The organism is Orientia tsutsugamushi, assembly GCF_900327275.1.
Lineage (GTDB): Bacteria > Pseudomonadota > Alphaproteobacteria > Rickettsiales > Rickettsiaceae > Orientia > Orientia tsutsugamushi.
On record NZ_LS398548.1, the window covers coordinates 148,316 to 167,337 of the forward strand.

General features: G+C 32.7%; 15 protein-coding genes and 7 pseudogenes. 19 read left to right on the top strand and 3 right to left on the bottom strand.

Annotated elements, in window-relative coordinates; genetic code table 11:
- The first annotated feature begins 102 nt into the window (after nucleotides 1-102).
- Nucleotides 103-1,053: an Rpn family recombination-promoting nuclease/putative transposase gene (locus DK405_RS00765; RefSeq protein WP_109510539.1), complete on the top strand. Its 951-nt coding sequence runs from the start codon at nucleotides 103-105 to the stop codon at nucleotides 1,051-1,053.
- A 67-nt stretch (nucleotides 1,054-1,120) separates the two neighbouring features.
- Here DK405_RS00765 and DK405_RS00770 read toward each other — a convergent pair whose 3' ends face one another.
- Complete coding sequence (locus DK405_RS00770; RefSeq protein ID WP_109510540.1) at nucleotides 1,121-1,567, bottom strand: conjugal transfer protein TraD; 447 nt, start codon at nucleotides 1,565-1,567, stop codon at nucleotides 1,121-1,123.
- A 304-nt stretch (nucleotides 1,568-1,871) separates the two neighbouring features.
- Between DK405_RS00770 and DK405_RS15980 the strand changes: the two are divergent.
- From DK405_RS15980 to DK405_RS00785, 5 genes and pseudogenes are all read left to right on the top strand, one after another.
- A pseudogene (locus DK405_RS15980) lies at nucleotides 1,872-3,392 on the top strand (AAA family ATPase); the annotation flags it as partial.
- Between the two features lie 243 nt (nucleotides 3,393-3,635).
- Nucleotides 3,636-4,298 (top strand): annotated as a pseudogene (locus DK405_RS15985) (conjugal transfer protein TraA); the annotation flags it as partial.
- Between the two features lie 118 nt (nucleotides 4,299-4,416).
- Entirely contained in the window at nucleotides 4,417-5,928 is a 1,512-nt protein-coding gene (locus tag DK405_RS15555) for a toprim domain-containing protein (protein ID WP_410522025.1), read from the top strand.
- 13 nt (nucleotides 5,929-5,941) lie between these two features.
- Nucleotides 5,942-6,493, top strand: a complete 552-nt coding sequence (locus tag DK405_RS15560; protein ID WP_064613227.1) for a hypothetical protein — start codon at nucleotides 5,942-5,944, stop codon at nucleotides 6,491-6,493.
- A gap of 51 nt (nucleotides 6,494-6,544) precedes the next feature.
- A complete protein-coding gene (locus DK405_RS00785; RefSeq protein ID WP_064613225.1) occupies nucleotides 6,545-7,552 on the top strand; it encodes an Rpn family recombination-promoting nuclease/putative transposase in 1,008 nt (335 codons plus the stop codon).
- Between the two features lie 9 nt (nucleotides 7,553-7,561).
- Here DK405_RS00785 and DK405_RS00790 read toward each other — a convergent pair.
- Together DK405_RS00790 and DK405_RS15990 are read right to left on the bottom strand one after the other, a co-directional pair.
- Nucleotides 7,562-7,852 (bottom strand): annotated as a pseudogene (locus tag DK405_RS00790) (type IV secretion system DNA-binding domain-containing protein); the annotation flags it as partial.
- 377 nt (nucleotides 7,853-8,229) lie between these two features.
- Nucleotides 8,230-8,567, bottom strand: a pseudogene (locus DK405_RS15990) (IS982 family transposase); the annotation flags it as partial.
- Nucleotides 8,568-8,985: 418 nt separating this feature from the next.
- Between DK405_RS15990 and DK405_RS00800 the strand changes: the two are divergent.
- The 13 genes and pseudogenes from DK405_RS00800 to traU all read left to right on the top strand — a co-directional run bounded on the left by DK405_RS00800 (nucleotide 8,986) and on the right by traU (nucleotide 19,005).
- Complete coding sequence (locus DK405_RS00800) at nucleotides 8,986-9,291, top strand: RNA-dependent RNA polymerase family protein (protein ID WP_269459353.1); 306 nt, start codon at nucleotides 8,986-8,988, stop codon at nucleotides 9,289-9,291.
- 488 nt (nucleotides 9,292-9,779) lie between these two features.
- The gene (locus DK405_RS00805) at nucleotides 9,780-10,979 is read left to right on the top strand and encodes a tyrosine-type recombinase/integrase (protein ID WP_081420677.1); all 1,200 of its coding nucleotides are present in this window, start codon (nucleotides 9,780-9,782) and stop codon (nucleotides 10,977-10,979) included.
- Nucleotides 10,980-11,099: 120 nt separating this feature from the next.
- Entirely contained in the window at nucleotides 11,100-11,435 is a 336-nt protein-coding gene (locus tag DK405_RS00810) for a hypothetical protein (RefSeq protein ID WP_012460929.1), read from the top strand.
- Nucleotides 11,435-11,988, top strand: a pseudogene (locus DK405_RS00815) (TraE/TraK family type IV conjugative transfer system protein). Before DK405_RS00810 ends, DK405_RS00815 begins: the two are co-directional and overlap by 1 nt.
- On the top strand, nucleotides 11,985-12,461 hold the full coding sequence (locus tag DK405_RS00820) for a hypothetical protein (RefSeq protein WP_064613219.1): 477 nt from the start codon (nucleotides 11,985-11,987) through the stop codon (nucleotides 12,459-12,461). The pseudogene DK405_RS00815 and the gene DK405_RS00820 overlap by 4 nt, the downstream one beginning before the upstream one ends.
- A gap of 144 nt (nucleotides 12,462-12,605) precedes the next feature.
- Nucleotides 12,606-12,939, top strand: a pseudogene (locus DK405_RS00825) (hypothetical protein).
- A 38-nt stretch (nucleotides 12,940-12,977) separates the two neighbouring features.
- Nucleotides 12,978-13,562, top strand: coding sequence for a hypothetical protein (locus DK405_RS13540; protein WP_064613217.1), 585 nt, complete (start codon nucleotides 12,978-12,980; stop codon nucleotides 13,560-13,562).
- A gap of 190 nt (nucleotides 13,563-13,752) precedes the next feature.
- Entirely contained in the window at nucleotides 13,753-14,304 is a 552-nt protein-coding gene (locus DK405_RS00840; RefSeq protein ID WP_109510543.1) for a TraB/VirB10 family protein, read from the top strand.
- Nucleotides 14,304-14,633: a conjugal transfer protein gene (locus tag DK405_RS00845; protein WP_109510544.1), complete on the top strand. Its 330-nt coding sequence runs from the start codon at nucleotides 14,304-14,306 to the stop codon at nucleotides 14,631-14,633. Before DK405_RS00840 ends, DK405_RS00845 begins: the two co-directional genes overlap by 1 nt.
- Nucleotides 14,614-17,107 (top strand): annotated as a pseudogene (locus DK405_RS00850) (TraC family protein). The gene DK405_RS00845 and the pseudogene DK405_RS00850 overlap by 20 nt, the downstream one beginning before the upstream one ends.
- On the top strand, nucleotides 17,104-17,763 hold the full coding sequence (gene traW, locus DK405_RS00855; RefSeq protein ID WP_109510545.1) for a type-F conjugative transfer system protein TraW: 660 nt from the start codon (nucleotides 17,104-17,106) through the stop codon (nucleotides 17,761-17,763). Before DK405_RS00850 ends, traW begins: the two are co-directional and overlap by 4 nt.
- Nucleotides 17,764-17,853: 90 nt before the next feature.
- Nucleotides 17,854-18,027 carry a hypothetical protein gene (locus DK405_RS12965; protein WP_174190469.1) on the top strand — a complete coding sequence of 58 codons (174 nt, stop codon included), beginning with the start codon at nucleotides 17,854-17,856 and terminating at the stop codon, nucleotides 18,025-18,027.
- The gene (gene traU / locus DK405_RS00860; RefSeq protein ID WP_174197559.1) at nucleotides 18,028-19,005 is read left to right on the top strand and encodes a conjugal transfer pilus assembly protein TraU; all 978 of its coding nucleotides are present in this window, start codon (nucleotides 18,028-18,030) and stop codon (nucleotides 19,003-19,005) included.
- The last annotated feature ends 17 nt before the right edge of the window (nucleotides 19,006-19,022 follow it).

The window sequence follows — 19,022 nt, forward strand, 5'->3', positions numbered from 1 at the left end:
TGGTTAATGTAGTGAATTGCAGAAATTAAAATTCAATAAGAGAATGTTCATGTAGGTTATTTTATTGTATAATTTAAAAAGAATAGAAAATATGAAAAATATATGCATTTATCAAGATTTTTAGATCCAAAGAATGATGTAGCATTTAAAAAGATATTTGGATCAGAAAAAAACAAGGACATACTAATACATTTTCTGAACGATATATTGTTGTTTGAAGGGAATAGAAAAATAATAGAAGTAGAGTTTTTAGGAACGATATTAGATGCAGACATAGCGTCTAAAAAAGAATCAATAGTAGATGTTTTGTGTAAAGATAAAAACGGTGCGCAATATATAATAGAAATGCAAGTAGATCCTACACAAGGATTTGAAAAAAGAGCTCAGTATTATGCCGCAAAAGCATATGGTAGGCAACCAAATAGAGGGAAGGAAGGAAAATACTCAGACCTAAAGGAGGTTATATTTATAGCTATAGCAGATTATAAATTGTTTCCAAATAAAGAAGACTATATATCAAGGCATGTAATATTGGATAAAAAGACATATGAGCATGATCTAAAGGACTTTTCATTTACCTTTATAGAATTACCAAAATTTAAAAAAAATAGAGTGGAAGAGTTAAATGATATAACAGAGAAGTGGTGCTATTTTTTTAAACATGCAAAAGAAACAACATTAGATGGATATAATAAAATAATAGGTGAAGATTTAATAATAAAAAGAGCGTATGAGGCATTAGATCAGTTTAATTGGAGTGAAGACGAACTAATAACCTATGAACAAGAGTTAAAGCGTATATGGGATAATAAAGCAGTAGAAGATTATAAACTCGAACGCGCTAAAGCTGAAGGTAAAGCTGAAGGTAAAGCTGAAGGTAAAGCTGAAGGTAAAGCTGAAGGTAAAGCTGAAGGAATAAAGCTCGGTGAAGCTAAAGCAAAAAAAGATTTTGCAATAAAATTATTGAAATCTGAATTATCAGTTGAGACAATTGCTGAATATACGGATTTATCAATACAAGAAGTATTAAATTTAAAAAATAGTGTAAAATAATAATGAATATACAACACAAAATCTTACTTTTGATGTGTTGTATGCTACTTCTATTAGATGCTTTATATCACACTACAAGTTCTATACTATACTGAACATTGAGAAGGCCATTCTTTAAGGCCTCAATGTCCTTAACATGACCGCACCATTCTTGACGAAAACTGTTCCATTTTAAGCCATGAAGGCGAATGTGGCGCTTAGTGTTTTCGTCTGGTTCGGAGGAGGTAAATTTTAAAATCACGGCAGCTTTATTTTGCTGTTCTTTATCAAAAATATCTTTACCTATTGTAGTCCAATGATCCTGAACATTTGGATGTTGTGTTAAAGTTTCTTTTAGTGAAACAATTGCACCAAATAAAGTATTTGTTGATAAGTGATCAAGCTTAGCTTTAGCAACTAATCCACCCATTTCGATAAGACGTCGAGTACGCATTTTACGTTCTTTAATTTTGAGGTTAACCTCATCCATGATTAGCTTAGCCTTTTTTTGTTGAAGAGTAATTTTTTGCTGCATAAGATTTGCTGTGTTAGTAATTCAAAAAGATAAAAAAATCAGGCAAGAATATATCAAAATAAAATCTCAGTAAAGAAAAAAACCGTACCTACCAAACCAACATCAAATAATTATAGTCAAAAAAACTTGAATTCAGGTTAGAAGCTTCATTAAAGAATAAGCTTACGCAATACGTAAACTTGAAAGTTTACTGCTAAAAAATGAGTACTCATTAACCGATTGAATGTTAAAAAAAAAGAAGTTTATGCTAGCAAAATCAAAAAAACCATGCTAACTTAAAACTCAGGTGAGAATTGGTATTGAGATGGCTATACAGTTTGCAAGGATTGAATTTTTACGTAGAAGTGAAGGAGGTGATAGTTGTCGTAAGGCAGCATATAATGCAAGAACTATTGTTAAAAATAAGCAGACAGGTATAAGGTATAACTTCTCTCGTAAGAAAGATAACGTATATCATACAGTGCTGATACCGGATTATGTAAATCAAAAATTCAAGAATATTCAAACATTAATGAATGAGGTGGAACGAACAGAAAAAAAAGGAAATAGTAAGTTGTTGAAGGATATAGTAATAGCATTGCCAGACGAGGAGGAGCTAAATTTAGAGCATAGAATAGAACTAACTCATCAAATAGTTGATGAAATGGAATGGGTGCAAAAAGGTATTGGAGTACAGATAGACATTCATAAGCCTCAAATAGGAGATAAAAACTGGCATGCACATATATTGCTCACTATGAGAAGATTTAGAAAAGATGGAACTGGTTTAGGAGATAGAGCAGTAGATTTAAACCCAAAAATCATAACAGTTAATGGCAAAAAGGTTGTTATTAAAGATCACAAGATGATTCATGAAATAGCAAAAGAAGAAACTAATGCATATTTCGCTGAATTAGGCTTGCCATATAGAGTTGACGAGACAAGCGAAGTACCTGGAAAGCATATTGGACCTCGTAGAATTAGGAATTTAATTAATGAAGTATTAAATGAAAATGAGTTACGTAAAGAGGCTCATTTGAAGATTATTAATGATGCTGACGTAATAACAGATTCTATAACACATTACAAATCTATTTTTACTAAGCAGGATGTTGAAAAAGCAGTAAAAGATATACCAGATCCAACAGCAAGAGAACAGTTAGTTCAGCAAGTGCTTAGTTCAAATAGAATACTAGAGTTATACCATGATGATGGTGAAAGTAGCAAATATTTTACGACAATTGAGGTTCGAAATGAGGAGACGAGAATAATCAGAATAGCTAATAAAATCAATAATCAGGTTTATTACAACGATATTTACAATCTTAAAAGTGATATCGAAGGTCTAGCAAATGTTAGTGAGGAACAGAAACAAGCGCTAAGGCATATTTTGCTTAGCACTAGTGGAGTTAGAGTCTTGAGAGGAAGAGCTGGTACAGGAAAATCTTATGTTTTAGCAAAAGCGCATAAGCTCGCAACAAATCGTGGACAAAAAGTTATTGGTCTTGCTCCTACTCATAAGGCAGTATCAGAGCTGAGGAGCAAAGGTTATACAGAGGTCTATACAGTAAAAGGATTTTTATATAATCGAAAAAAAATTTTTATGCAAGACAGCTTAATAGTAGTAGATGAAGCTGGAATGGTAGGTACTAAAGCTTATGCAGAGCTGTTTAGAGTAGTTAGAAACAATAATTGTCAACTGATACTTGCTGGAGATGAAAAACAGCTAGCTTCAATAGAAAGAGGCGGAATGTTTGAGATTCTGAGTAATATTTTTGGTTCACATGTTTTAGTAAATATTCGAAGACAAAGTGAAAACTGGAGCAGAGAAGCAGCAATGGAGTTTGCTGAGAGTAATATTTTAAGCGGTATAACCTTACTGAGGCAAAATAACTGCGTTAGGTTTGATAATACGTTGCAGGACTCAATGAGTAAGTTAATATACAACTGGAGTCTAAGCAAATTTAAACCACATGAAAAATTGGTAATTACAGTACGTAATAAAGATGTCGACATTCTTAATTCAAGTATTAGATCTTTGTTAAAAGCAAATGGTACGCTACAAGGCACAGAATATAGGCGTTCAATATTGGAGAAAGAACGGACAAAGACAACTGTTTTTAGTAAAGTTTTTAGTAAAGTTGAAAACTGGTTTAAGTCTATAATCAATGATATCAATGATAGATCTCATGTGAATGAAGAATATTATCATTTTACCGTTAAACCAGAGCAAGAAGCTAAAGTAGAAAAAGTCCAGCAAGAGAATAGCATAAAGCAATATCCATTCAAAGATATTTCTACTCCATTGTTTATGCAAATCAAAGAACAAAGACAGTATGATTATGATGTAACCATTCTGTCAGCAGAAGGAAAAACGATATCAAGTTTTCAGGAAGCTGGCATTGATAGCAGAATGGTATATAGCTCAAATGTAAATAATTTAAAGTATTATCAGCCATTTCAAGGAGAAAAGATTCTTATAGCTGCAAATAATGATAAACAAAATAAAGAATATGTAAGCACTATAAACGAGGCTGTAAAAGTACTGACAAGCAAAGGAGCAATTACTAGCATCGTAATTCATTCAGAAGGTGAAGATTTTAACGACATGCTAAAAAATAAAGGAGCCGTAGCTGTTAAGGAGCTTATGATACCTGAAATCATGAAGTTAATTAATACTCAGAACGTAAAAACAGAGTCTGAACAAGTGGTGAAAACTAACATAGCTCCAAAAATTGGAGTTAGACGGTAGTGCTGAAGATTTGAAATTGAATGTAAGCTATTCATTCACAGGGCGAATTACAAAATGAGCTATACATAACAGCTCACAGTGATGTTTGTAATTTGCATTATGCACTGCTAAGATAATAATGACTATATATGTTCTTCATAATAATGGTGTAGGAATAGAAAGTTCTAACATAAGCATGATAGGGAATGCAGAGCAAGTACGGCTGTACTACAATGTGCAAGCTACAAAAAATGTTGCTAACCTAATAGAGCAGCTTAGCACAGCTAAGACAGACTCTATCAATTCAAAAGAGGAGAATAATGATGTTCAAGCAAATGAAGTAAGGCAATATCAATCTGCTCAAAACTATAGAAAAAACGATTATTATTCAAATAGCGAGGAAGACCTACAAAAATTGAGGGATGCAATAGCTTATAGAGCTGACACTATAGCTCGTGATATTCTTGGAGATCCAAATCAGCGCCTATCTAGACACGGACGATTACGTTGGGGAGACACTGGCAAAATACAAGTAACCACCGAGGACAAGTACGCTGGAAAATGGTATGACTTTAGTACAGGACAAAAGGGTGATTTATTATCCCTGGCTCAAAGAGAAAGAGGATACAGCTTTTTTGAGGCAAAGGAATATTTGAAAAGTATGGTTGGAATGTCTAATATTAGTCAACGGTATCAGAGACCGCCTAAGACTGACGATTCTCAACAATACACTCAACAATCTGAAAGTGTTAAAATCGCAAAAGTTCAAAACTTGTATGAACTATCAAGTAAGATACATGGTTATGATATAGATAAGAACCCACATGCAGAAGTAGTAAAAAAGTATCTTGAAAATCGTGGTATTACTTTTGACAAAAGCACTGCAAGTTCAGACTTAAAAGCAAGTATACTGTTTGATACTCAAACGAGAGAAAATTATCCAGCATTTACAGCATTTGCAAGAAATTCAAAAGGAGAAATTACCGGAGTACAGGCCGTATATCTAAATTCGGCAGGAGATAAGGCGAATATTTCAATTAACAGAAGATCTTTCGGTAAAATCAGAGGATCGTTCATAACAATCGCAAAGCGAAATGCGAATGACCCTAATATAACAATTATAGCAGAAGGCGCTGAAACAGCATTGAGCTTGCAGCAATCAGGCATTAAAGGTAATATCATTGCTAGTGCAGGAATTTCGAATTTGAGAAATTATTCACCATTTCCTGGTGAAAAAATCATCATTGCAGCAGATAATGATAGCAAAAATCCTATAACTAATAATACTGTAATTAAAGCTGCAAAAACGTTAGAAATGAAGGGAGCGATAACTTGTATAGTCAAACCACCAGAAAATGGTGATTTTAATAATCTGTTGCAAAGTTGTGGAGAGCAGTCAATTAGAGACATTATAGAACCTGAAATTACTAAACTGACTAAGGCAGTTGAAACAACCAAACTTACTCAAACAGAAAATAATAGTATAGCAAAACAAAATGATATTACGAATGTTAAAGAATTGTATAATAAATCGTCATCTCTATACTACTTTAAACAAGAAGAGGAAGCTAAGGTGGAAGCAATAGTAGTTAATAAATATTCAGAAAACCATACAGGAATTTATAGTTCAAAAATCTTTAATAATTCATAATTTAAGGGCAAATATGGTTTTTGATGAAGAGACTCAAAAATCCTGGCCTGCACTCACTATTTTTGTTAAAAATGACAAAGATGAAATTACTGGAGCTAAGATATTAGCTCTGAATTCAAAAACATGTAATAAAGCTGATGTAGCTGAAAAATCTGTTGGTACAATTAGTGGGTCATTTGCTGAAATTGCTCAACAGAATTCAAAATACTCACCTGTAACAATCATTACAAAGGATATTGAAACAGCGTTAACCATTCAACAAGCTGGAGTTGAAGGAAAAATCTTATGTGCAATTGAAGCCGAAAATTTGCAAAACTATAATCCTAGCCCAAAAGAAAAGATCATTCTAGCAGTTAAAAATGACGTAAATACTGAAAAAGCTGAAAAAGTTCTGGAGGATAAGGAAGCAGTAGTCTGTACAGTCAAAAATGACTTCAATAATGTATTAAAAACTCAAGGATTATATGCTGTTAGAAATATTATCAGCCCTGAAATAAGAAAACTTAATGAAAAAATTGAATCAATACAAACTAATATACAACCAGGATTATGTCCGAAACACTAGGCAGAGTATGACACAGCATTTTTTATTTAAAAAACTATAGAGTGAAAAAATATGACAAAACAATTAAAGCATGATTCATTGGCAAAGACAATCATGAGTGATCCAGTGGCTGCACAAGAATTTCTAGAGTATTATTTACCAATGAATTTCAAGAGTTTAATAGATTTATCACAAATAAAAGTAGAGCAAGAGAGTTATATAGAAGAATCGTTAAAGAAAAAATACAGTGATATCGTCTATAGAGTTGCCACCAAAAAACATGGCAATGCTTTTATTTATATATTAATTGAAGCTCAATCAACCGTCGATTATTGGACAGCTCTGCGGTTATGGAGATACACATTGTTATTGTGCGAAAGGCATAAGAAAGAAAAAACTAAATTACCATTAGTGTATAATTTAGTGATCTACAACGGCAAAGAAGTCTACAACGCACCTAGGAATTTGTGGGATTTATTTACAGATTCAATGATAGCTAAGCAATTAATGACTTCTGACTATCAATTAGTTGATTTGCAAAGTATGTCGAATGATGAAATTGTTAGGAAAAAGCATATCGGAATGCTCGAATATATGCTAAAGCACATTCATCAACGAGATATGTTAAAGCTTTGGGAAGAGTTTCTAATAAAGTTCAAACATGTTTTAATACTTGACAAAGAAAAAGGCTATATTTACCTACGATCATTTTTATGGTATACTGATACTAAATTACTAGAGAGCCAGCAACCAGAATTAGAGCAGGTTCTGGCTAAGTATTTATCTGAAGAAGAAAAAAGTAATATTATGAGAACTATTGCTGCAAAATATATTGATGAAGGTATAGAGATTGGTGAAACTAAAGGCATAGCTAAAGGTATAGAGATTGGTGAGACTAAAGGCAGAGCTGAAGGCAGAGCTGAAGGCAGAGCTGAAGGTATAGAGATTGGTGAAGTAAAGGCTAAACAAGAGCTTGCAAGGAACTTATTAAAAGCTGGCTTTTCAGTTGAATTTATTTCTGAAAATACCGGATTGTCAAAAGAAGAAGTGATTAATTTAAAAAATAACATAGAGTATTAATTTTTCGAATTAATACTCTACTAACTTAAGTTTTTTGAGCAATTTATATTCACAAACAAAAGCTGTATTTAAATTTTGTAGCTGCATAGTTAGTTTTGTGATAGGAAAGTTACCAGCAAGCTTTACATAACAAGTTAGGTCTGGTAGGTTCATAATTTCAGATGGCATAACTAAAAGCTTTTTACGCTCAACATTATTCATATTTACTCCATCTCGCATAGTATTTGATCCATATGACAAGTTCTCTTGAGTTTCAATAATTTCTTGCTCACCTAGTGTTAATGCTGATTTATAAGCTGTAACCTGATCACTTTATAGTCTAAGTATGATTTTTATTTAATAGCAAATACTTTTGTAAAAATAAAAAATATTTTTAAGCGACGTTATCAACTGAAGGTTACTCTGAGCTTATCAACTATAAATTCAAGTTGTTGGATTAAAAATTAGCACTTCAACTAGCCAAATATTAGACATAAATTTCGTTATATTTTCGCAATTAACATCAAGATATTATTGTCATATTGACAAAGAATATTAATACATCTACAGTTAAATTCATGTATCAACTCGAACGAGAACAAACTACATGGCAGATTTTATAAAGCGTATAAAGCTCATAATAACTCTTAATCTAACTTATTTCTTCTTGTTAGTTAAATCATCTTAAACATGAAAGGTATGTAATATATACCAGTCTCATCTCCTTTGAGATAATGCATTAATACAGCTAGTTGCAGCAACATTCTAGGCAACAGTTATATTATTCTACTATAACTTGGTAAACAAAAGTATTCTTTATACTTATAACTCAAGTAATATAGATAATAATTTTTACAATCCTTGCATGAAGATACATAAAAATATATCGCTATTGTTAATAACTCAGCTAAGGACAACTTCCTACCTCTGTTCATTTGATTATACTACTTAGTATTAATCTCTTTCTCTCCTACTCTTGATATATCTTGCAAAAATTGTCTATTAAATAGTATACTGTTATAATACATTTTTTCATGTTGGGTTATTCCTTGTTTATTTAAATTTTTTTTATAACTCAACATTCTCCCTTTGTATACCTTTTATTCTCAACATTTCATATTTCCACTTATCCTAATCTAGCGTTTATAATAACTTAAGTAGTTTTACACTGAATGTATCAAGACATTATGAATCAAAAATAGCTAGTACATATACTGACAATAATATAGCTAAACTACTATAAAACAGTCATAATAGTTTAGCTATTACTATGATGTAAACACTATTTTTAAAAAGTATATAATATAACTGTTTTATAGTGGCTTAACTATATAAGCTGTCACAGTATAAGCTTGAAAAAGTGTAATAGAATTGTTAGAAGTTATCAGATACGTATCGTAAAAGCAACAAAGGAAGGTAGATGAAGCAAAGTTAAAGCTTAGCAACGGCTACTGATTTACTCTTTTAGTGGTAAAGCTCTTGCTGTTAGAAGAGTGATTGAAATTCTAAGTAAAAGGACTGCAGGAATAGATAAAGAAATCTTGAATACCTTTGATATTAAATCTCAGGCAATAATTAACTTGAGGCAACATGTGTATAATCCATATCCTCTTAGTAAGAAAAGACCACTTGGTATACCTACTGTGAAAGATAGAACTATGCAAGCTATTTACAAGCTAGTATTAAAACCAGTTGCAGAAACAACAGTAGATAAACATTCGTATTGGTTTAGAACAGAAAAATCAGCTAGTCATAGCTAAACAATTATAACTGTTTTATAGTGGCTTAGCTATATAGTAGCAAGCGTTATAGTTAAAACATTGCCTAATAATAAAGCTGCAAAGATATATCAAATATAAAGAAGAAAAAGTGTTAATTTTTATTAACTTCTACACTTTATATAACCTACTATTAACTTATGTTAACTTTTATTAATATTTATAATTAATCTTCAACTTTAACTATAAATATATTTGGAATATTTGTCAATATAACAAAAAAATTAAGGCGAAAGGTAGAAAATAGGTAGAAAAAAATTCAGGAAATTGGGGGCCAATTTTCAACCTAAAGGTTAAGATGATGGATGAAAAATATATACCAACCTAAGATTGATAAAGCGGTTTGGAAGTCAGGTATGTTATAAATAAATTAGTATAAAAATTTTATTCAAATAAAGAGAATAATATAGATACCTTGTCTAGGTAATTGTAATATAAATTAATATAACAATTCAATATGTGGAGTAATTATGGAATCAATAATATTAACATTAAAGTTAACAGATAAGTTAATAAGAAAAATAAAAATTCCGACTGAAAGAACATCAACCATCAAGGATAAAATTGAACCAGGACTTCAACTAAGAATATCACCGTCAGGAAGAAAAACATGGTCTTTTGAAAAAAAATTTAGAAAAGAAGGGATAAAAATGACGATAGGGGTATTTCCAGATTTATCTATTAAAGAAGCTAGAAAAAAAGCAAGAGAATTAAAGAGATTAATGGCGAAAGGAATAGATCCAAGAGAAGAAAAACGTCAACAACAGATAGCAGAAGATGAGAAACGTCTAAAAGCAAGACAAGATATTACATTCAAAGAGCTGTGTTATAAGTATATTGAAGAGTATGCCAAAATATATACTATATACTGGCAGAAAGATACTGCAAGAATATATAATTATGCGAAACCGTTATTTTTAAAAAAGATAAGTGATATTAAAAGTAATGATATTGAACAAATATTCAATGATATCAGCAAAGATGGAAAATATGCGACAGCAAATCAATTTCTAATAACCTTAAGCAGTATATTTAATAAGGCAATAAAATTGGAATTAATAGACAGAAATCCTACACTAAAAATAGATAAACATAAAATGCAAGCAAGAGAAAGACGTCTAAGTTACGATGAAATGAGTAAATTTTTACACGTATTATGTGAAGAAGCAACTCCATTGATAAGAGATTTTGCATTACTAGCGTTATATACTGGAGCTAGAAAAACTAATGTGTTGGAGATGGAATGGGACAATATAGATTTTGTAAGAAAAATATGGCATATACCAAAAACTAAGAATGGAAAGGCGCAAAATATACCATTAACAGATGAGATAATAGAAATATTGCAAGCAAGGAAATTAACATCTAAAAGTAAATGGGTGCTATCAACTGATAAAAGCCAAAGCGGGCACTTGGAATATCCTTATAGAGGATGGTATAAGACTTGTAAAAAGGCAGGCATAAAAAATTTAAGGATACACGATCTAAGAAGGACGTTTGCAAGTTGTATGGCAGATGAAGGCGCAGGTCAGTATATAATTAGCGCAGCATTGAATCATAGTGACATAAAATCAACGAGTATTTATACCAAAGTTAGTTTAGAGCCAGTAAGGCAATATATGTCTAAGGTAACACAAATGATAAGCGACTGTTCAAAAATTGATATTTGAAATAAATACTGAAATAACATGAAACTTAGCATGAGAAGAAATGCATATATGAAAACTAATTATCACAGGTAAAATCTGCGTTTGAAGATATTTAGTTAATTTAAACATTATAGTAGCAGAATGAGAAATCTCATGCTAAAATTGAGGCTGAAGGTTATTATGCAAAATCAAAAATTATGTTGGGCATTATCGAGGCCGTTGAAGTATATGGGTTTGAGCATTGATGAATGGGGAGTAGTGCTAGCTGGAGTAGCTCCAGGAATTGTACTACTAAACAGCAGGCATGCTAAATTAGGCCTAGCATTTATGGTTGGAGGAATTGCTCTATGTTATTGCTTTAAGAAATTTAAGAAGGTATCGGAGAATTTTTTGCTAAAAAGTTTTTTAGTAGCTAAAGGTTTATTGCCAGCTCCATTAGGATATTCAAGACTGTTGGGCAAAAAAGTTGGCAAATAATGAATCATCTCTTTAAGCAAAATGCTATACAAGAGCTGGTTAAATATAATAAATGCTTACTTTCAGTAACTATATTGCTAGCTGCAGCTAATATAATTGCGATAATGGCTGCAATTACCAAAGAAGAAAAGTGGTTGTTAATTCCAGCAATGGAGCCTGATCGTAAAATGACGATTTCATCAAAAAATTACCATGAAACCTATTTAAAGGAATGGGCAATTTATGTGATGAAATTCTTATTTGCTACTTCTCCAAATGAGGTAGAAAGACAAATAGCAGACATGAAAGTGGTATTCAGTAATACTGAATCTTTAAATAAATTTTTTCATGATCATTTGCAATTTGTTAAAGGCTCAAATGTGTCTTCAGTCTTTTTTTCTAAAGAAGGTTGAAGTGATAAATGAATGGAGTATTAATTAGTAGAACGCTTCGTTATTGGTTTAGCGATAGTAAACATATAGCTGTCGATAAGACTTACCTTTTGACTTACAAGCGAACTCCTAATTACCTTTTATTGTTGACTGGTGTTAAAGAGAATGGAATAAAAAAATGAGTATTAGAATTTTGAGATTTATCATAGGGTTTATTGCTTTGGTAAACGTTAATAATATATATGCAGTAGAATATGAGTTAGAAGCTGACAATTTACTAAAGCTTGAGATTTCTGATAGTGGGCCAACAAGAATTAATCTTAAAGATGAAAAAATTAATGATATTCTTATGTACCCTCAAAACACAGTTGAAGGTATAGTTCATGAGTCTGGATGTTTGTTTATTGCTCCACGAGCAGAAGAAAACAAAGTTTATTTAATGGTAATAGGAAAATATAAAACAATTCAAGATTTAATGTTAACTTTTACTCCAAAAACTCCAAGCCCTATAATGCTTGTTAATGCTGCTACAAAAATAGAGGAAAAGGATAATTCAAAACAAAACAATAACAATTTGTTCAGTAATGACCTTAATACAAAAGAATTAACAGCAAAACCTTCTAAAAAACAAAGTAGAAATACTAAGGAAAAATAAAACTGGCTTAAAATGCTAGTTTTTACTTCAAAGACTTGAAGTTCTGGTAGGGTATCTGAAACTCGCTTCAAAGTAAAATTTCATTCAATGTGGAATTCACTAGCACTAGGAGAATAATGCAAAATTTACTAATAAGCAATAACAATGTTCATATATCAAAAATCTCGACTAAATATGCTAAACCCTACATTTAGAATACAGTGGAATAATGTAGTTGTAGGGCTGTTAATTATTATAATTACTGCTTGTGTTTTTTCTTTTGAGCCAGCATTAGCTGATACTCTTGAAGGACAGCTTAATAAAATAGACGGACTTTTTAGTGGAAAGCTAAAAACAATAGGTATATCAAGCGCAACTATTTTATCATCGATTTGGGCTGTAGCACGAGGGAATATAAAGCTTGCAGGAGTAATGGTAGCAATTGGTGTTATTTTAGGCTTTTACCTAGTGAATTGCCAGTGGTATGAAAATTAATTGATAAGGTAGAAACATTAACATTCAAAAAGCGGAGGAATAGTGGAACAGGACAATTCAGACAATAATAATACAAAAGAAGAAGATTTAGAGCTAAATGATAAACCAAAGGCTGAATCTGGTGTTAGGTCTAATAGCAAGTTATCAGAATTAACAAATATCATTCGTAGAAAGCCAGTAATTGCCTTAACTTTTATAAGCATCACAATAATGGTTGTTTCATTTTTTTTATCTGAAAGTGGTAAAACGAAAGAATCTATAATTTTTATTGAAAATCGTGAGTCAAGAGAAGCGATTTCTGGAATAGAACAAGCTGTAGATTTGAGAGCGAAATGGACAGAGGAAATACTTAATGAAGTCAAAACATTAAAAGATAGATTTGAAAATGTAACAGAAAGCAGATATTTAGAAATTACAGCCCAAATTAATAATTTTAACCAAAAACTTGAGATATTGGAGAATCAGCCTAAGCAGAGTCTATATAATAATGATAGTGATGAATTTAGTTCTGATCTTAATCATCATATTTTAAATTCACCACATGATAACAAAACAGAGCAAGCTCCTGTAGTAGTAAAGCCTTATGTAAATCTTAGGAGAGCTGAATCTGAGCAAAAAAAATGTTGAGAACTATGTTACTAGCGGTAGTTCTGCTAGAGCTGTCCTACTTATTGAAGTCGTTGTAGGCACAGGAACAAACAGCTCTTCATCACCAGAACCAATTGTTCTGCAGTTGCTTGATACAGCAATTCTTTATGATAAATATAAAACTGATCAAATCAAAAAGGCAATTTTAATTGGATCCTATAACTGAGAGATGTCCTCAGAGAGAGCTAAATGTCGCATCGAAACTCTTTCAGTAGTCAATAACCAAGGAGATATTATTGAGAAAAAGGTGGAAGGATGGTTGATAGGCGAAGACGGACGTTCTGGAATTAAAGGAATCGTGGTGGATAAATCGTCTAACATAGCAGGCATGGCTGCATTAAATGGAGTATTTAGCAGTATAGCTAAATTTCTTCAGACTAAGGCTATTAAACCTGATATGACACCAACTTTAAACCTAGTAGCTGGAGGTCAACAACAAGAGTTTCAGATTGGAGATGCACTTCAGTCTGGAGCTTACTCTGGAGCTAGCAATGCTTTTGATAAGCTGGCTGATTTTGCTATAAAGCGAGCTGATTCCATGAGCCCAGTCATTGTTGTTGCCTCAGGTAGAGTCATAGATGTTGTATTTAAAAAAGGTTTTGACTTATGCGAGCACAAGAAGAAGCCACATAATTCAACTTATTCACCATCAACTGGCAATGAAAAAGTTAATTTGCATAATAAATTCGATCAATCACAAAAGTTAGAGGAGCATTTATAATGAAGTTTTTATTATTGCTATTGGGCTGTATGAGCCTAACCAGCTTCTTTTTCGAAAGTAATTTTGATTGTAAAATTCCTAAAGGGCTAAAATGTAAGTCTTTATACGAAATAAAGAATATGGTTGCTCAAGGCGCTTTTGATATTGATAATCTTGAGAAAGTTGAAACATCAAAAATTAAATCAAAAAGACGTTGTATTCTATGCTACAGGCAAGCTAAAGCAGTTCAAGGCGTAGATGTTGTTAACAAGTCTCCGAAAAAACCAAAAAAATATCTTATTAATTTATTTAAATCAAAACAGAGTCAAGGTGAACGCAAGCATACATAAGGATTTTGATCGAGAAAGATTTTCTAAACACTTTGTCTATGAATCGTATGATGATGAGACTCAGCTATTCTTTAATCGTGGTTCAATAGGCTTTGTATTGCTTGCATGCCCATTGGCTGAAGCTAGTGTTTCGGCTCAAAATGAAATTGCTGAATTTCTGAAAAGCGATGAAAATTTACCTGCTGAAAGTAGCCTGCAAGTCTTGATGATTGGTAGTAATAATATAGAGAATTTTTTAAGCAACTGGCAGTCATATCGTAAAGGATAGATATTTATTGAGTTAGCAAATAAAAGAACAGAGTTTTTGCGTGATCAAGCTCAAAAAGTAGGTTCTATAAAGGATGTAGTATTGTTGATTTCAGTAACTATACCTAATTTAAATGCAAATATAGATGATATGATTCGCAGACGAGATGCTTTGAAAGATACGTTCAGGTCAATTGGATTAAGCACTGAAAATGTGAATGCACAGCAATTATTAAAGTTTCTGAGAGTAATATTTGGCTGGCCTGAAGAAGAACATTCAAATATTAACCAGTATGAAATATTGTCTGAACAAATTCTAAGTGGAGATTTCTCGTTATTTGAGAATGATGATTGTGTAAATGTAAATGATGATCAAATATTTATCAGTCTAGAAGCAAGAAATAGGCCTGCAGAGTGGAAATTATCTGCTATGGATCTGTTTTTAGGTAATGAAATGCGTCGTGATGAATATATAAAATCAAATTTCCTGATTCATTTTGGTCTGCAAATTTTACCAAATCAAGCTATGGAAAGAACTGCTGCTATAACCAAAAGAGAGGCACTAGAAAGAAATATTAATGCAGGAATGGGCAAATTTTTTTCATGACATACAACAAGAAACTGCTGATTTAGCTGATGTAGTAGCTGCTCTACAGAGTGGTGATAGAGTTGTTAATATTCACTTCAACGTTATTATGTTTGATAAAACAAAAAAGGCTAAGCAATCTGCATCGGCCTTTTGTTCGATGTTAAGACGCAGTGGATGGTATTTTGTACCATGCAAATATGATCATGTAGCCGTGTTACTAGCTGCGCTACCAATGCAGTTAGTTGAGCAAGGCCCAAAAGGTATATTGGGTCAAAATAAAACATCAGGAGTTGGAGTAGCTCTTTCTAGCTTAGGTAGAGGCATAAAAACTGTTTCTGTAGAGAGCAAAGTATTATTGCCAATAATCGGTGAATGGAAAGGTGATTTAAGTTCTCCAGGTATGTTGCTAGCTGGAAGACGAGGTCAAATAATGTACTGGTCTCCTTTTGGTGGAGCTTTATTACCTGCATTAAATAAGAATGCAGCAGCTCCAAATGAGAACTTTAACCTTTGTATAGCTGGAGTTCCAGGCTCTGGAAAATCTGTTTTCATGCAAGAATTAATGCTATCTGTTCTAGGAGTTGGTGGTAAAGTTTTTGTTCTTGATTACGGAAGATCGTTTAAGCGTACATGCTTGATTCTAGGTGGTAGATACATAGAATTCGACATGAAAAATCCTGTATCAATTAATCCATTTTCAGAGGTGCCAGAGGATGACAGCGCAAAGTCTATAGAAGCTAGATCGGATTTTTTATCTAACTTTCCATCCATTTTAGCTACTATGGCTGCTCCACAGTATGGAACAAGCGATTTACAACAACCAATGCTACAGAGGGCTTTGATATCAGTCTGGCAAAAAAAGGGAGCTAAAGCTGAAATCACGGATATTGCAGACTGGTTATCAAATAGAGAAGAATCATATGCTAAAGAGCTTGGAAATATGCTCTTTCCTTTTACTAAAGATGGTCAACATGGAAGATTTTTTAGCGGTAAGGCGCAATTATCTCTAAACTCTGATATTGTGGTAATTGAAACTGATCATCTACGCTCTGTACCAGAGCTATTAGCTGTGATTGTACAGATTATGATTGTTCATATTAATCAAACAATGGTTAAGGGAGATAGAAGTAGACCATTTTTAATTATGATAGATGAAGCTTGGAAGCTATTAGCTGGAAAGCGTTCAGGAGAGTTTATTGAAGAAGCAGGTCGAATAGCTCGAAAATATAATGGATCGATTGCTTTAGCAACTCAGCAACTCACGGATTACTTTCGTCAAGAGGGTTCTGCGTCTGAAAAGGCGTTTGAGAACTCATCGCATAAGATAATTTTGAAGCAAAATTCTGAATCGTTTAAGGCAATGAGAGCTAACCATAAGCTTGCAGGGTTTGTTGATGAGGATTGGAAGCTGAATTTACTGCAATCTGTACATTCAAATCCTCCGTATTATAGTGAAATAGCTATTTATAGCCCTAATGTTTCAGGTGTTATAGGCAGATTAATGATTGATCCGTTTACTCTGCTGTTAACTTCAACGAATGCTAGAGATTATCAAGCAATAGAAGATCACATGGCTAAAGGGATGAATGTCAGTGAGGCAATTAATTATGTGATAAGAGAACGGAAAATAATTCCATGAAGCACGGAGCAGTAATTAGTATAGGTACATTCTTTGCTTTATTTGCCGTTGCTTATCAAGTAAGCGATATAAGAGCCAATTTATTAAATGCTGATATAGGTGTTGAGATTAAGGATTATGGGACTAGAGGGCATGTTTTTCCAATCATTGAGGAATCATTACTGGAGGTGATTATGGCTAAACTTAATGCTGCATCAAAAAGTGGTTTGTTGAATCAAATGCAGCTGGAATTTCAGGAAAAAGTTAGGCAAAAAATCATGAGACCAGTTCCAGTAAAAAATTTGAGTAAAGCTACTGAAAATAAAACGCGAATATATGATTCTACCTATGTTCAAAAGGATGACATTAAGACAAAAAATGGTATAATAATAGTAAGGAGAGGAACTAAAATAAATCCTTTAGAGATAATAAATTGGGGTGAACCACTAATATTAATTGATGGAGATGATGAAGATCAGGTCGCTTGGGCAAAATCAAGACCAGGAAAGATAGTGTTAGTTAATGGAAATCCTATTGAACTTAGCAATCTATTAGGCCGGCACGTATTCTTCGATCAATTGGGTTTTTTGAGTATGAAGTTTAAAATACAAGCTGTGCCAGCCATAATAGAGCAAGAAAACACTGTGCTTAAAATTAGCGAAGTAAGCACCTATTAAAAGCATATAACGCACGTTGGAAGTTACATAATATGCTGTAAGCAGTATAACTCAATATACTATTAGATTCAACTTAAAAGAAGGTTTTATATGAAAAGTTGGAAATTACAGCAATTAGAACAAGATCTAGTTAAAATAGTTAATAATACGCTACGAGGTGAAATACAAGAGATAGTAAATCCAGGTGGTGAAACTTTATATTTAATTCCAGGAAATAGATATCCAAAACTTCTTCGTAAAATTTCATCAATGCAAGCAAAGTGAGTGAAGGAACTGGTAATTTTGTTAGCGATAGTAATGTCTATAACAGCTAATAACTGTTATGCAGCTGCTGGGTGTGTTGGAAGATTTGTAAATCCTATAACAGATGTATGTTGGAAGTGCTTGTTTCCAATTACTATAGCTGGATTTAAGGTAGTAAGCAGTTCAATGCCTGATACTAATGCTTCTGGTAGACTTATATGTCTTTGTCCTAAGCCAGGGATTCCAGTGCCTATACCTGGTATTCCGGTAGGATTTTGGGAGCCAGTACGCCTTGTAGACGTTACAAAGTCACCAATGTGTATGGTAAGTCTTGGAGGTTTGTCATTTGGAACTGCTACTCAAAAAGGCATGAAAGATGAGGCTGAAGGAAGTGCTTTTTACCACATTCATTGGTATGTCTATCCCGTGATTTACTGGCTGGAAATTTTGCTTGATTTTATTTGTCTGGAAATGGCTGCAGTCGATATAGCATATTTAACAGAGTTTGATCCATTATGGAGTGACGATGCAAAATCTGCGATTTTAAATCCAGAAACGTTGTTGTTTCAAAATGTAGCTGCTTATCAAGCATGTATAGCTGATTGCATCAGTTGTAGCGCTGGTTTATTAGCAAGCGATTATGCTTTTTGGTGTGCTGGATGTCAAGGAATGCTTTACCCTTTCACTGGAACAGCTGCAGCGCATAATGGTGGAGTTGGAACATCTGTATTAATGGTAAGTAAGTTTATGGCTAAAATGCATAGGCAACTGATGTTATGGGGATATTATGGTTATAAAGGCCTATGTGGTAAGTATCCAATGCCTATTATCAAGAAAAGTCAGTATCGACTACAAATGACTTATCCAATTCCAGAAACAAAATCCTGCAAGAGCATAGGTCAAACAGAAGCTATATGGCAAGCTGGTAGAGAATTTCCAGTTAATGGTGAAGATTTTGGTTACTTGATTTGGCGAAAAAGAGATTGTTGTTTGCTTTGATTTATAAAGCTTGGAGA

Excerpts from the sequence above, each read along its gene's own strand:
- DK405_RS00765 (WP_109510539.1), top strand. The coding sequence starts at position 103 with ATGCATTTATCAAGATTTTTAGATCCAAAGAATGATGTAGCATTTAAA.
- DK405_RS00840 (WP_109510543.1), top strand. The coding sequence starts at position 13,753 with ATGTCCTCAGAGAGAGCTAAATGTCGCATCGAAACTCTTTCAGTAGTC.
- DK405_RS00770 (WP_109510540.1), bottom strand. The coding sequence starts at position 1,567 with ATGCAGCAAAAAATTACTCTTCAACAAAAAAAGGCTAAGCTAATCATG.
- DK405_RS15560 (WP_064613227.1), top strand. The coding sequence starts at position 5,942 with ATGGTTTTTGATGAAGAGACTCAAAAATCCTGGCCTGCACTCACTATT.
- DK405_RS00820 (WP_064613219.1), top strand. The coding sequence starts at position 11,985 with ATGAGTATTAGAATTTTGAGATTTATCATAGGGTTTATTGCTTTGGTA.
- DK405_RS00845 (WP_109510544.1), top strand. The coding sequence starts at position 14,304 with ATGAAGTTTTTATTATTGCTATTGGGCTGTATGAGCCTAACCAGCTTC.
- DK405_RS00785 (WP_064613225.1), top strand. The coding sequence starts at position 6,545 with ATGACAAAACAATTAAAGCATGATTCATTGGCAAAGACAATCATGAGT.
- DK405_RS15555 (WP_410522025.1), top strand. The coding sequence starts at position 4,417 with ATGACTATATATGTTCTTCATAATAATGGTGTAGGAATAGAAAGTTCT.
- DK405_RS00810 (WP_012460929.1), top strand. The coding sequence starts at position 11,100 with ATGAGAAATCTCATGCTAAAATTGAGGCTGAAGGTTATTATGCAAAAT.
- DK405_RS00805 (WP_081420677.1), top strand. The coding sequence starts at position 9,780 with ATGGAATCAATAATATTAACATTAAAGTTAACAGATAAGTTAATAAGA.
- traW (WP_109510545.1), top strand. The coding sequence starts at position 17,104 with ATGAAGCACGGAGCAGTAATTAGTATAGGTACATTCTTTGCTTTATTT.
- DK405_RS12965 (WP_174190469.1), top strand. The coding sequence starts at position 17,854 with ATGAAAAGTTGGAAATTACAGCAATTAGAACAAGATCTAGTTAAAATA.